The sequence below is a fragment of the Mycobacterium sp. 360MFTsu5.1 genome, from assembly GCF_000383495.1.
Lineage (GTDB): Bacteria > Actinomycetota > Actinomycetes > Mycobacteriales > Mycobacteriaceae > Mycobacterium > Mycobacterium mucogenicum_B.
In genome coordinates, this window is record NZ_KB911463.1 from 269,727 (window position 1) to 283,653 (window position 13,927).

A 13,927-nucleotide genomic window follows, 5' to 3' on the forward strand; every position below is an offset into this window, starting at 1 on the left:
CGCACCATGTCTGATCGCCCCGCAAGCTGGGAAGCCGCCTTCGACCTGATCCGCACCCGCGGCTACGAGCGCCGCGAGGAGCCGTTCCGGCTGGCCAGCGGACAGCTCAGCCACGACTACATCGACGGCAAGTTCGCCATCGACAACGGCGTCAGCCTGACGACCGTCAGCAAGGCCGTGGCGGAACTCGCCGCCCTGAACGGCATCGAGTTCGACGCCGTCGGCGGTCTGACCATGGGCGCCGACCCACTCGCGCACGGCGTCGCGATGGTGACCGGCAAGGCCTGGTTCTCGGTCCGCAAGGAACAGAAGGCCCGCGGCCGTGAGCAGTGGATCGAGGGCACCCGCATCGAGCCCGGCACCCGCGTGCTGCTGGTCGACGACGTGATCAGCACCGGCGGCTCCACCGAGATCGCCTACGACCGCGTCACCTCCCTCGGCGCGGTGGTCACCGGCGTCATCCCGATGGTCGACCGCGGCGACATCGCCACCGGGCGTTTCGCCAAGCGCGGTGTGCCGTTTGCCGCGCTGGTCAGCTACCGCGATCTCGGCATCGAACCGGTCAAGGACGTCTAAAGCGCGGACACGCGCGCCGATACCGAGCAATTGGCGCGAGCCACCCCTAGCATCTGGGAGGTGGCTGACAGCGACGACCCAGAGCGCGATCTATCGCCGGGTGGCGTGCTGGAATCGTCCGCCGAGGAGCAGGACGACGACCCGGACACCGACCCGTTCCGCGCCGTCGACCCCGGCCCACACGGCACCGGACCGTTCGCCGGCCCGACGACCGGCTCGTTCGTCATCCCCGAACCGGAGCCGACGGGCGAGACCTTCGACGCGTTCAACACCGACACCTGGCGGTTCCGTGAACCACCACCGCCCTGGTACCGCAAGAAAGACGCCCGGCTGCTGCTGATCGTCGTCGCGGTCGCGGTGGTCGCTCTCGTCGTCTCGCTGGTGGTCCTGGCCACGCGCCGGGATTCCGGTTCCGACGAGGCGCCGGTCGAGCCCACCCCCACGACGACCACTACCACGACGACGCACGCCCCCGTGACCTCGTCGACCCCCCTTCCGCCGCCGCCTCCCCCACCGCCGGCCGAACCGCCACCGGCCGCGGCGCCCCCGGCCTACCATGCGCCGGCCGCGCCGCCCGCACCCACGCGTCCGCCGGAGATCAACGTGACGCGGATGCCCATGAGCGTCGCCCCGACCCCGCGGCATCGCTGATGTCCGATCCCGCCGCCCTGTTCTCCGCCGCGCCCGTGGCGGTGCTGGCCACGGTGTCCGCCGAGGGCCAGCCGCATGTGGTCCCGGTGGTCTTCGCAGTCAGCGGGGACCGGCTCTATACGGCGGTGGACGCCAAGCGGAAGTCGACGCAGCATCTGCGGCGGCTGGACAACATCGCAGCCAACCCGCGCGTGAGCCTGCTGGCCGAGGAGTACGACGACGACTGGTCGCACCTCTGGTGGGCCCGTGCCGACGGCATCGCCACCGTGCACCCGAGTGGCGACGAGATGGCGATCGGCTACTCGCTGCTGCGGGCCAAGTACCACCAGTACGACCGGGTGGCACTGGACGGCCCGGTGATCCGGGTTGCGATCAGCCGATGGAGTTCGTGGCACGCCTGACTCTTGTGCCGACCGTCGCGACAGGAGCATGGTGGACGTGAGTCGTCGATAGGGGCACGCCATGGCCGACAAGTCGAATAGCTCATCCGGCGCCGCGCCCAGCGTGGACAGTCCGGCCGCGATCCGAAATGTGGCCCTGGTCGGGCCATCTGGGTCCGGCAAGACCACGCTCGTCGAGGCACTGCTGCTCCATGCGGGCGTGCTGACGCGGGCCGGGACGGTGCTCGACGGCACCACGGTCTGCGATCACGAGCCCGCCGAAGTCGAGCAGCAGCGGTCGGTCGGCTTGGCGCTGGCGTCGCTGCAGCACGGGCCGGTGAAGATCAATCTGCTCGACACCCCGGGGTACGCCGATTTCGTCGGCGAGCTGCGGGCCGGTCTCCGGGCGGCCGATTGCGCATTGTTCGTGATGGCCGCCAACGACGTGGTCGACGCTGCCACCAAGGCGCTGTGGCGCGAATGCGCCGACGTCGGGATGCCGCGCGCCGTCGTGGTGACCAAACTGGACCACGCCCGCGCGACGTTCGGCGGCGCGGTGGAGTCCGCGCAGGAGTCGTTCGGCGACAAGGTCATTCCGCTGTACCTGCCCGACGGGGACGGGCTGGTCTCACTGCTCGCGGACGACGCGACCCTGATCGAGGGCATCATCGAGGAGTCCGAGGACGAGACGCTGATGGAGCGGTATCTCGGCGGTGAACAGATCGACAACGCGGTGCTGGTTGCCGACCTCGAGCGCGCGGTGGCCCGCGGCTCGTTCTTCCCGGTGATCCCGGTGTGCAGCACCACGGGAACCGGTGCTGCCGAACTGCTCGATGTCATCGCGCGCGGATTCCCTTCTCCCCCAGAGCATGTGCCGCCACAGGTGTTCACCCCGGCCGGTGTGGAAAAGCCCGCGCCCGCTTGCGATCCCGATGCACCGCTGTTGGCAGAGGTGGTGAAGACGACGTCGGACCCGTACGTCGGCAAGGTGAGTCTGGTCCGGGTATTTTCCGGCACCATCAGGCCCGACACGACGGTTCACGTGTCGGGCCATTTCAATTCGTTCGCCGATCCCGCCGCGGGGTGCGCCGAGCACGAGGACCACGACGAGGACGAGCGCGTCGGCGCACTGTCGTTTCCGCTGGGCCGCAAGCAACGCCCGGCGGCCGAGGTGATCGCCGGTGACATCTGCGCCATCGCCAGGCTGACGTGCGCCGAGACCGGGGACACCTTGTCGGACAAGGCTTCTCCCCTGGTGTGCCGGCCGTGGACGATGCCCGCGCCGCTGCTCCCGATGGCGATCGTGCCGCACGCCAAGACCGACGAGGACAAGTTGTCGGTGGGCCTGGCCCGGCTGTCCGCCGAGGATCAGACGCTGCGCATCGAGCAGAACCCGCAGACCCACCAGATCGTGTTGTGGTGCATGGGTGAAGCCCATTCCGCGGTGGTCCTGGACGCGTTGTCGCGGCGGTTCGGGGTCGCCGTCGACACCACGGAGCTGCGCGTTCCGCTGCGAGAGACGTTCGGCGGCAACGCGAAAGGCCACGGTCGGCACGTCAAGCAGTCCGGCGGGCACGGGCAGTTCGCGGTGTGTGACATCACGGTCGAGCCGCTTCCGGAAGGGACCGGATTCGAGTTCGTCGACAAGGTCGTCGGCGGCGCGGTGCCGCGCCAGTTCATCCCGAGCGTGGAGAAAGGCGTTCGCGCGCAGATGGATCGGGGCATCTGCGGGTATCCGATGGTCGACATTCGCGTGACGCTGCTGGACGGCAAGGCGCACAGCGTGGACTCGTCGGACTATGCCTTCCAGCTCGCGGGCGGCCTGGCGCTGCGCGAGGCGGCCGCCGCCGCGTCGGTGAATCTGCTCGAACCTATCGACAGCGTGCACATCGTGGTGCCCGACGAAATGGTCGGTGCGGTGATGAGCGACCTGTCGGGCCGGCGTGGCCGCGTGCTGGGCACCGATACCGCCGGCGATTCCTGCACCGGCATCGACGCCGAGATTCCGGAGATCGAGCTGACCCGCTACCCGATCGAACTGCGGTCGTTGTCCCACGGTGCCGGGTCCTTCACCCGCACCTTCGCCCGGTACGAACCGATGCCCGAGGCGGTGGCGGCGCGCGTGCGCTGATCTCCGCACAGTGATCCACGACTTTGGCAAACCTGATCGTGACTGACATCACCCGATGTCATAGTGTCGTCAGATTCGTGCGCGCGCGGGCGGGCACCAGGGATGTCAAAGGGGACACCGGTGGGGACACAGTCGGGGCTCAGTCTGCGTAAATCCGGTCGATACCGCCTGGCGGTGCTCGCCGCGGCCATGGGTATCGCGGCGGCGACCAGTCACAACGTCGCCTGGGCGGAGACCGGGACGACCGATTCACCCGGCACCGCGACCAGCCAGTCCGGACCGCAGAAGCCCGGCCCCGCCAAGCCCAAGCCGGCGAGCACCGACAAGAAGGACAAGAAGAAGCCGGACAAGAAGGCCGGCAAGGCCGAGACAGGCGCGGACAAGTCCGACACTTCCGGCACGTCCGGCACGTCCGGCACCAAGCCGGACGCCGCCACCGACACGTCGGTCACCGACCCCAAGCCAGGCGCGGATCCGGAAGCCAAACCGGACCCCAAGCCCGCGGCCAAGCCCGACGCCAAGCCGGCCGTCAAACCGGCGAAGAACGGCTCCGATTCGGTCAAGCCCGCCGGCGACGGCAAGAAGGCACCGAAGCTCCAGCCCGCCACTGCGAGCACGCCGGCCAAGGACGCGACAGTTGGCTCTCCCACGGCCACCGCGCAGACTCCGGCCGCCGACGCCAGCACGCCCGCGCCCGCAAAGGCGCCCGCGCCGACGAAGACGCCCGCGCCGACCACCCGGCTCGCGGCTCTGTCCGCGACCAACAACACCGTCGGCACCCTGACGACGCCGACGCCACCGCAGCCGCTGAACCCGATCGCGAAGATCATCCAGCTGCCCGGCCGCATCATCAACACCGTCCTGCAGGTGCTGGATCTGACGGTCTCGCAGAGCGGCCCGAAGAGCCCGTTCAACTGGTCGCCCATTTCCGAGGCGCTGTTCGCGGGCTTCCGCCGCATCGAGGACATGCTCGGGCTCAGCAAGACCCCCACCGCGACGCCCGTCATCCCGGAGCTGACCTACACCGGGCCGACCAGTGGCGACACCCCGACGGTGGAGCAGTTCCTGAACGCCTCGGCCAACGCCTACGTGCTCGGCGCCCAGCCGGGTGATCTGAAGCCGTTCACCGTCAACGGTTTTCAGATGCAGACGTTCAATCCGCTGTCGGGCGCCGTCGGCAAGGCGTGGGTGACGCCCGAGGGCCAGATCATCGTCGCCTACCAGGGCACGACAGGCGGCACCAACCTGCTGTTCCATCCGCTGATCGCGCTGTCGCAGATCTTCACGGACATGCAGGTCATCTTCACCCACACCACGCCGCAGGCGTTCTGGGACTCGCTGGCGTTCGAGCGGAAGGTCGAGGCAGCGGCCCTCGAGCAGGGTTACACCACCGACGACATCTTCGTCACCGGTCACTCGCTGGGTGGTTGGGAAGCGCAGTTCGTCGCGCAGAAGACTGGCCGCGGCGGCATCGGCTTCGAAGGGCCGGGCCTCAACACCTCGGTCCCGGGCAACGGCGTCAACTCGAACTTCGTGAACATCGAGACCTACGGCGACACGGCGGCGTACTTCGCCACCGATCTGCCCGGGCTGCAGCCGTTCATGCCGGCCTACGACCCGACCGGCGGCAGCAAGCCGCACTACGGCAACATCGTCATGATCGGCGACCCGGATGCGGTCAACCCGCTGTTCAACGCGTCCGCGCTGTGGGGCCCGAACCCGATCAACGACATCATCTTCGCCGTCGACATCCTCGGTAACTTCTTCGAGCACCACCTGCCCGGCATGCAGGCCTACAACCTCGGCGTCGCACCGGATCCCGGTGTGGTGCCGTGGCTGGGCTCCTACACCGGTGCCATCAACGACTGGGGCGACCTGGACATCTACGAACTGCAGCAGGCCGCGTCCGACGCCGGTGTTCTGATCGCCCCGTAACCAGCGATTTGTGCACGATTTTCCGCGGCTATCGCGGAAAATCGTGCACAAATCCCCGTTGATGGAACCGCGGCGCCGCCGCAAACGTCCGAATCTGTGTGCTTGACGACTTCCTTCGCCGCCACGATGGCGTAATCACCCGCGCCCAAGCCCTGGCCGCAGGGATCAGCGATGACGCCATCAGCCGCCGAGTCCGCTCCGGCCACTGGCTTCGATGCGCCCCCGGAGTCTTCTTCGTCGACGACCGCGCATTCAGCGATGCGGCCCGCGTCCGCAGTGCAGTGTGGTCCTACGGCCCAGCCGCCACCGCCACCGGACTGGCCGCCGCGTGGTGGCTTGGTATCACTCACTACGCGCCCGAGACGGTGGAAGTCACCGTGCCGAAGGTCAGCAATCACCGCAAGCGCGATGGCATCCGAGTCCGCCGCCGCGACTTGCTGCCACAGGACATCGTCGAACGCGGCGGACTACGAGTCACCGCGCTCCCACTGACCGTCATCGAAGCCGCGACGCGACGCGGAGGTGGCGCCCGACTCATGGACACTGCGTTGCAGCGTCATGTCGAGCTGAAGAAACTCTGGGATGCGCACCTGCGCAACAAAGGACGACACGGATCGCCTGCGGCTCGGATACTGTTGCTGGCCGCCGAAGACGGGGCCCGGTCGCAGGCCGAACGTCTACTCGTAAAACTATTGCGCCGCAACAAGATCGCTGGGTGGAAGGCCAACTGCCCGGTCGCCGGATACAAAGTCGACATCGTGTTTCCGGCAGCACAACTCGCCATCGAAGTCGACGGCTGGGCCTATCACAGCAGTGCTGACGACTTCGAGAACGACCGAAAGCGGCAGAACACCATCTCGCTGCTCGGCTACCAGATCTTGCGGTTCACGTGGCTCGACCTGACCGAATATCCCGACCGAGTGCTCGCCGAAATACGGAATGCCCTGCTGTCCAGGCACGCCGCCTGAAAACTTGTGCACGATTTTCCGCGGCAACCGCGGAAAATCGTGCACAAATCCCTGGGTCAGAGCAGGCCGAGCAGCTGCAGATCGGTGATGTACTTGACGATCACCGGCGCGGTGACATGCGGGATGTCCTTGTCCGGGCCCAGTTTTGCCTCTTGCACGGCCTCACGGAACACCACCACCGGGGCGATGGACCCGTTGTGCGGGTGCTCGGGCTTCTGGTAGTTGTGCAGCAGCGGCAGCAGTGACGCCTGGCGCTGCCGGTCCGGCAAGGCCCGCAGGGTGGTCTCGAACCGGGCCAGCCATTCGGCGTAATCATCAACGCGGGCAATGGAATACCCGGCCTCGATCAGCCAGTCGACGAACTCGTCCATGCCCAGGCCGTCCGAGTGCGGGTTCATCACGTGGTAGGTGACGAACTCGCCCGCGGGCCGCACACCGAGCGTGTCGATGGCCTCGGCGATGAACTCGACGGGCAGCCCGTCGTAGTGCGCGGCCTGCCGCTTGCCCTCGGCGTCCCGCTCGTAGAACGAGTACGGCGCGATGCCGGTCGCCACCAGCGAGAACATCATGCGGGTGAACATGTCGGGCAGGTTGAGCTGCCCCGCGTACGACGTGTCCGCGAGGATCATGTCGCAGCGGAACACCGAAACCGGCAGTCCGCAAAGATCATTCGCCTCGCGCAGCAGCACCTCACCGGCCCACTTGCTGTTGCCGTAGCCGTTGGCGTAACCGTCGTGGACGGCACGCACCGGGCTCATCACGCGCACGTCGGCCTCTTCGGTGAACGTGCCCGGCGCCAGCTGGTCACCGACGCCGATCGTCGACACATAGATGTACGGCTTCTGCCGGGTGGTCAGCGCGATCCGGATCAGCTCGGCAGTGCCCAGCGCGTTGGGCCCGAACAGCTCGCTGTACGGCAGCACGTGGTTCACCAGCGCGGCCGGGTCGACGATGACGTCGACCTCATCGGCCAGACGCTGCCAAACCTCCTGCGACAGGCCGAGATTCTCGTCGCCCTTGTCACCGGCGATGACTTCGAGGTGATCGGCGGCCAGTGCCTGGTAGTGCGCCAGCAGCTTCGGATCCCCCGAGTCGAACGTCGCATCGAGACGGGCCCGGGCCTCTTCGTCGGACTTGGCGCGCACCAGGGCGATCACCTTGCCGTCGACCAGGTCCATGCGCTCGAGCCATTCCAGAGCCAGGTAGCGACCCAGGAATCCGGTTGCGCCGGTGAGCAATACGGTCCGAACCTCGGCAGCCGGCCCCGGCAGCGACGGTGCGGCGGCCAACGTCGCCGCGTCGATGAACTTGTCCAGCGTCAGGTCCGCGGCCCGCACCTCGACGGCGTTCTTGCCGTGCACCGAGCTGAAGCTGGGACGCTTGGCGCCACCGCTGCGCTCGCTCTCGATGTAGGCGGCCAGCGCTGCCAGGTCGTTGGCGGGGCTGACGATGATGCCGACCTGGACCTCGACGCCAAAGATCTCCTCGAGCAGGTTGCCGAAAGTCAACGCGGACAACGAGTCTCCGCCGAGATCGGTGAAGTGGGCATCCGCCGATACCTCGCCGGATGCGCCGAGCAGCGCGCTCGCCGCACGGATGACGGTCGGCAGGGCCGGGCCCTCAGCGCCGTGCTGCCGCAGCTCACGGAGCTCATCGGCCTGTCCGGCAGCAAGACTCACGTACAGGTCTTCCAGCGCCGGGCCGTAGTGCGCCTTGAGCTTCGGCCAGGCCAGCTTGCGGATGCCGGTCAGCAGGCCGTTCTCCAGCGAGAACGGTTCGGTCTCGATGATGAAGTCGCGGGGGATCTCGTAGGACTGCAACTCGGCGGCCTTGGCGACCTCCTGCAGCGAGTCACTGATCCGCTGCTTCAGTTCGGCGGAATCCCAACGGGCCAAGGCATCTTCGGTCGGAACCACGACAGCCAGCAGGTACGGCTGCGCGCTGTTGCCGTAGACGTAGATCTGCCGGACCAGCGGGCTGTTGTTGCTGAACGCCGCCTCCAGCTTGGCCAGCGTGACGAACTCGCCCTGCGCCAGCTTCAGCACGTTGTTGCGGCGGTCGACGTACTGGATCTGGTCGGGGCCGATCTCGGCCACGACGTCGCCGGTGCGGTAGAAACCGTCCTCGTCGAAGACGCTCGCGGTGACCTCGGGCCGCTTGTAGTAACCCGGGAACAGGTACTGCGTCTTCACCAGCAGCTCACCGCGCGGGTAGGGCTGGTCGGTCAGGTAGTAGCCCAAGTCGGGCACGTCGACCAGCTTGTAGTCCAGGGTCGGCGGCCGCTGGATGACGCCGTCGAAGAAGACCATGCCGGCCTCGGTGGAGCCGTAGCCCTCCAGCAGGTGGATGCCGAGGAACTTCTCGACCCACGTCTTGAGCTCGTCGGTGATGGGCGCCGAGCCGGTCATCGCCTTGATGTAGCGGCCACCGAGCAGGTTCTGCCGCATGTCGGCCATCACCTGCTGCTCGATGTCGTCGCGCTCGGCCTCACCGGCGCCGGCGGGCACCAGCTTGTCGACGCGGCTCTGGAATTCCAGGTACAGCATCTCCCAGACGCGGGGCACCAGGTTCAGCTCGGTGGGCCGCGCCAGCGCGAAATCCTCGAGCAGCGTGGACAAGTCGCTCTTGGCGGCGAAGTAGACGATGCCGCCGTTGGCCAGGCTGGAGTACAGGATGCCACGACCCATGACGTGGCTCATCGGCATGAACGCCAGGTTGATCGACGCCTCGCTGGGTCCGAACCACGCCGTGCTGGCCCGCCGCCAGAAGCTCGTCATGTTGCTCTCGGGGTACATCGCACCCTTGGGCGCTCCCGTCGAGCCGGACGTGTAGATCAGCAGGGCCAGTGGGTCGGCCTCTTCGGAGACCGGAGTCGGGGCGTCCGGCAGTTCGCGGCCGCGGCTCAGCACGTCGCCGAAGGTCTCGACCGAGACGTTCAGGCCGGACAGGGCGTCGCGCGCCTGGTCGATGGCATCACGCTCGTCGTCGACCTCCGGGTGGTGGTCGAAGACCAGGAACCGGGCGGGTGCGGGGCCACCGACCGCGAGTTCGACGGCGTCGGCGACGTAGTCCGCGCTGGCGGCGATCAGCACCGGTTCGGTCTCGGCGACGATCGGCAGCAGCGACGACGCCGCGGAGCTGGTCTGCAGCGGCACCGAGACGGCGCCGATCTGCCCGAGCGCGGTGTCGATGACGGTGTAGTCGGTGCTGGCGAAGCCGAGGATGGCGACGCGGTCGCCGGCCTTCACACCGTCAGCGTGCAGGGCGGCGGCGACGGCGCGGATGCGGTCCCACAGTTCGGCGTAGGTGATGGTGTCGTACTTCGGCAGCAGCCGGGCCACGGTGCGGCCGTTCTCGGTGACGAACTCGACGGCGCGCTGCCCGAGGGCGGTCCGGTCGGCGTAGCCCTCGATGACGGTCTTCACGATCTCGGGCAGTCGCATGCCGGGCTTTTCGACCGACTCGGCGACCGACTGCAATGGCACGGCCGCGGCGAACTGCGGATCATTGGCGGACAATTCGGCGATCCGGCGGGCGAGCCCGTCGGCAGTGCTCTCGGCATGGTCAATCGACATGAAAAAACCTCACGAAAAATCGAAATCTCGAATGGGGTAGGCCCCGTTGCATCCCCACTAATTGAATGACGCTGGCGCGGTCGCCGTTGTTCCGGCGATTTCCTGCCAGTTCCCTGTGATTCGTGCACGATTTTCCGCGGCCACCGCGGAAAATCGTGCACAAATCACAGTGGTCAGCTCAGAGCAGACCGAGCAGCTGCAGATCGGTGATGTACTTGACGATCACCGGCGCACCGATGTGCGGAATATCTTTGTCCGCACCGATTTTCGCGTTCTGCACCGCGGCGCGGAACCGCTCGACCGGGGCGATGGACCCCGGCACCGGGTAGCTCGGCTGCTGGTAGTTGTGCAGCAGCGGCAGCAGTGACGCCTGGCGCTGCCGGTCCGGCAGGGCCCGCAGGGTGGTCTCGAACCGGGCCAGCCAATCGGCGTAATCATCAACGCGGGCAACAGGATACCCGGCTTCGATCAGCCAATCGACGAACTCGTCCATGCCGATGCCGTCGTCGTACGGGTTCATCACGTGGTACGTCTCGAACGTCGAGTCGGACTCGCCGGCCGCGACCTGCACCGCCAGCGTCGAGATGGATTCGGAGACGAACTCGACGGGCAGCCCGTCGTAGTGAGCGCGCTGCCGTTTGCCGTCGGCACCGAGCTCGTAGAACGAGTACGGCGCGATGCCGCTCGCCACCAGCGAGAACATCATGCGGGTGAACATGTCGGGCAGGTTCAGCTGGCCCGCGTACGTCGTGTCGGCCAGGATCATGTCGCAGCGGAACACCGAAACCGGAAGTCCGCAAAGGTCATTGGCCTCACGCAGCAGGACTTCGCCGGCCCATTTGCTGTTGCCGTAGCCGTTGGCGTAGCTGTCGTCGACCGACCGCACGGCGCTCATCACGCGCACGTCGGCGTCCTCGACGAATTGGCCGGGCGCGACGCCGCCGCCGACCGCGATGGTCGAGACGTAGGCGAACGGCTTGATCCGCGTGGTCAGGGCGATGCGGATCAGCTCGGCGGTGCCCAGCGCATTGGGCCCGAACAGTTCGCTGTACGGCAACACGTGGTTCACCAGTGCGGCCGGGTCGACGATGAAGTCGACCTCGTCGGCCAGACGCTGCCAAACCTCTTGCGAAAGACCGAGATTGGCCTCGCCTTTGTCGCCGGCGATGACTTCGAGGTGATCGGCGGCCAGTGCCTGGTAGTGCGCCAGCAGCTTCGGATCCCCCGAGTCGAACGTGGCGTCGAGACGGGCCCGGGCGTCGGCGTCGGACTTGCCTCGGACCAGGGCGATGACCTTGCCGTCGACCAGGTCCATGCGCTCCAGCCATTCCAGCGCCAGGTAGCGGCCCAGGAATCCGGTTGCGCCAGTGAGCAATACGGTGCGAATCTCGGCGGCCGGCCCCGGCAGCGACGGCGCCGCGGCCAACGTCTCGGCATCGATGAACTTGTCCAGCGTCAGGTCCGCGGCCCGCGCCTCGGTGGCGTTCTTGCCGTGCACCGTGGAGAACGTCGGCCGCTTGCTACCCGGCGCACGCTCGCCTTCGATGTAGGCGGCCACGCCGGCCAGGTCGGTGGCCGGGCTGACGATGACGCCGACCGGCACCTCCACCTCGAAGATTTCCTCGAGCAGGTTGCCGAAAGTCAACGCCGACAACGAGTCTCCGCCCAGGTCGGTGAAGTGGGCGTCGCCCGTCAGGTCCGAGCCGGCCGCACCCAGCGTGGCGCCGACAGCGCGCAGCACGGTTTCGAGCACCGGTGCGTCGGACGCGCACAGGGAACGCAGCGCGCGCAGCTCAGCGGCCTGCCCTTCGGCCAGTTCGCTGTACAGCTGCTCGAGCTCGGCACCGTACCGGGCCTTCAGCTTGGGCCAGGCCAGCTTGCGCACACCGGTCAGCAGTCCGTTCTCCAGCGAGAACGGTTCGGTCTCGATGATGAAGTCGCGGGGCACCTCGTACGACTGCAGCCCGGTTTCGCGGGCCACCGTCTGCAGCGCGTCGGCCAGTTCAGGGCGCAGGGCCTCGGCGTCAGAAGCACCGGCCAACGCCTCAGAACTCGGCACGATCACGGCCAGCAGGTAGGAACGAGAACTGTTGCCGTACACGTAGATCTGGCGGATCAGCGGGCTGGTGCCGAAGGCGGCTTCCAGCTTGGACACCGTCACGAACTCGCCCTGCGCCAGCTTCAGCACGTTGTTGCGGCGATCGAGGTACTGCAGATGATCCGGACCGAGCTCGGCGACGATGTCACCGGTGCGGTAGAAGCCGTCCGTGTCGAACACATCGGCGGTGACGTCGGGCCGCTTGTAGTAGCCGGGGATCAAATCCGTTGACTTCAAGAGCAATTCGCCGCGCGGGTGCGGGCGGTCGGTCGACAGGTAGCCGAGTTCGGGCACGTCGACCAGCTTGTAGTCGAGCACCGGGGGACGACTCAGGTGGCCGCTGACCATGACGCCGCCGGCCTCGGTCGAGCCGTAGGCCTCCATCAGCTCGAGCCCGAGGAACTTCTGCACCCAGGCCTTGAGCTCCGGCGAGATCGGTGCCGACCCCGTCATGGCGACCAGCTGCCGCCCGCCGATCAGGCTGCGGCTGCGCTCGTCGAGCACCTGCTGCTCGGGGACGCCGTCCAGGGCGCGACGGTCGACCTCGCTCTGCACCTCTTGGTGGATCATCTCCCACACCCGGGGCACGAAGGTCATCTGCGTCGGCCTGACCAGTGCGATGTCCTCCAACAGGGTGGACAGGTCGCTCTTGGCGGCGAAGTACACGGTGCCGCCGTGGGCCAGCGTGCGGTAGACGGTGCCGCGGCCCATCATGTGGCTCATCGGCAGGAAGCTCAGGACGATCGACGGCAGCGCGGGCTGCTGGTGCGTGAGGCCGGTCCGCCACGCGTTGGTGACGAGGCGCTCGGGGTACATGGCGCCCTTGGGGGTACCGGTGCTGCCGGAGGTGTAGATCAGCACCAGCAGCGGGTCCACGTCCGCGGAAACCACCGGTTCGACGGCCGGAAGCGCAGCACCGCGCGCGACCATGTCCGCAAGCGTCTCGACCACGACACCGCGCTCGGCCAGTCGCGCGGCCGCCCGTTCGATGGCCTCGCGCTCGTCGTCGACCGCGGCTTGGTGGTCGAACACGACCATCCGCGTCAGTGCGGCGCCGGCGCCGAGAACCAGCTCGACGGCGTCGTCGAGGAACTTCACATCGGCGAACAGCGCGCGGGGTTCGGTCTCGTCGAGAATGGGGCGCAGCTGCTCGGCGGGCGCGCTGGTCTGCAGCGGGACGGCGACGACGCCGGCCCGCGCCAGGGCGGTGTCGATGATCGTGAACTCGGCGCTCGTGAAGCCGAGCATGGCGACGCGGTCGCCGGGAGCGACGGCGTCGGGCCCGCTGAGCAGGGCGTTGTCGACGGCCTGGATCTGCTGCCAGACCTCGCCGTAGGTGATGGTGTCGTAGCGCGGCAGCAGCCGGGCGACAGTGCGGCCGTTCTCGACCACGTACTCGACGGCGCGCTGTCCCAGCGCAGGCCGGTCGGCGTAGGCGGCCATGACGGTGTGGATGATTTCGGGGAGCCGGATGCCGGGCTCTTCGAGGGCTGCGCCGACCCCGGCGAGGGGGCGCGCGGCGGCAAGTTGGGGGTCGGCAGCGCAGAGGTCAGCGATGCGCTGCGTCAGCTCGTCGGTAAATACGGTTTCTTCGTTCGACATAACAACCTCAT

At 67.7% G+C, this 13,927-nt stretch carries 8 protein-coding genes; 6 read left to right on the forward strand and 2 right to left on the reverse strand.

Annotated elements, in window-relative coordinates; genetic code table 11:
• Positions 1-6 precede the first annotated feature (6 nt).
• The 6 genes from H289_RS0104860 to H289_RS0104885 all read left to right on the forward strand — a co-directional run bounded on the left by H289_RS0104860 (position 7) and on the right by H289_RS0104885 (position 6,641).
• Complete coding sequence (locus H289_RS0104860; protein WP_020099630.1) at positions 7-576, forward strand: orotate phosphoribosyltransferase; 570 nt, start codon at positions 7-9, stop codon at positions 574-576.
• Positions 577-636: 60 nt separating this feature from the next.
• Positions 637-1,227: a hypothetical protein gene (locus H289_RS29740; protein ID WP_020099631.1), complete on the forward strand. Its 591-nt coding sequence runs from the start codon at positions 637-639 to the stop codon at positions 1,225-1,227.
• Complete coding sequence (locus H289_RS0104870) at positions 1,227-1,628, forward strand: TIGR03668 family PPOX class F420-dependent oxidoreductase (protein ID WP_020099632.1); 402 nt, start codon at positions 1,227-1,229, stop codon at positions 1,626-1,628. The genes H289_RS29740 and H289_RS0104870 overlap by 1 nt, the downstream gene beginning before the upstream one ends.
• A 61-nt stretch (positions 1,629-1,689) precedes the next feature.
• Positions 1,690-3,738, forward strand: a complete 2,049-nt coding sequence (locus tag H289_RS0104875) for an elongation factor G (protein WP_020099633.1) — start codon at positions 1,690-1,692, stop codon at positions 3,736-3,738.
• 120 nt (positions 3,739-3,858) lie between these two features.
• Entirely contained in the window at positions 3,859-5,673 is a 1,815-nt protein-coding gene (locus tag H289_RS0104880; protein ID WP_353583122.1) for a hypothetical protein, read from the forward strand.
• 98 nt (positions 5,674-5,771) lie between these two features.
• On the forward strand, positions 5,772-6,641 hold the full coding sequence (locus H289_RS0104885; RefSeq protein ID WP_020099635.1) for a type IV toxin-antitoxin system AbiEi family antitoxin domain-containing protein: 870 nt from the start codon (positions 5,772-5,774) through the stop codon (positions 6,639-6,641).
• Positions 6,642-6,697: 56 nt separating this feature from the next.
• Here H289_RS0104885 and car (H289_RS0104890) read toward each other — a convergent pair whose 3' ends face one another.
• A complete protein-coding gene (gene car, locus H289_RS0104890; protein WP_020099636.1) occupies positions 6,698-10,216 on the reverse strand; it encodes a carboxylic acid reductase in 3,519 nt (1,172 codons plus the stop codon).
• A 178-nt stretch (positions 10,217-10,394) separates the two neighbouring features.
• On the reverse strand, positions 10,395-13,916 hold the full coding sequence (gene car / locus H289_RS0104895; protein ID WP_020099637.1) for a carboxylic acid reductase: 3,522 nt from the start codon (positions 13,914-13,916) through the stop codon (positions 10,395-10,397).
• Positions 13,917-13,927 lie beyond the last annotated feature (11 nt).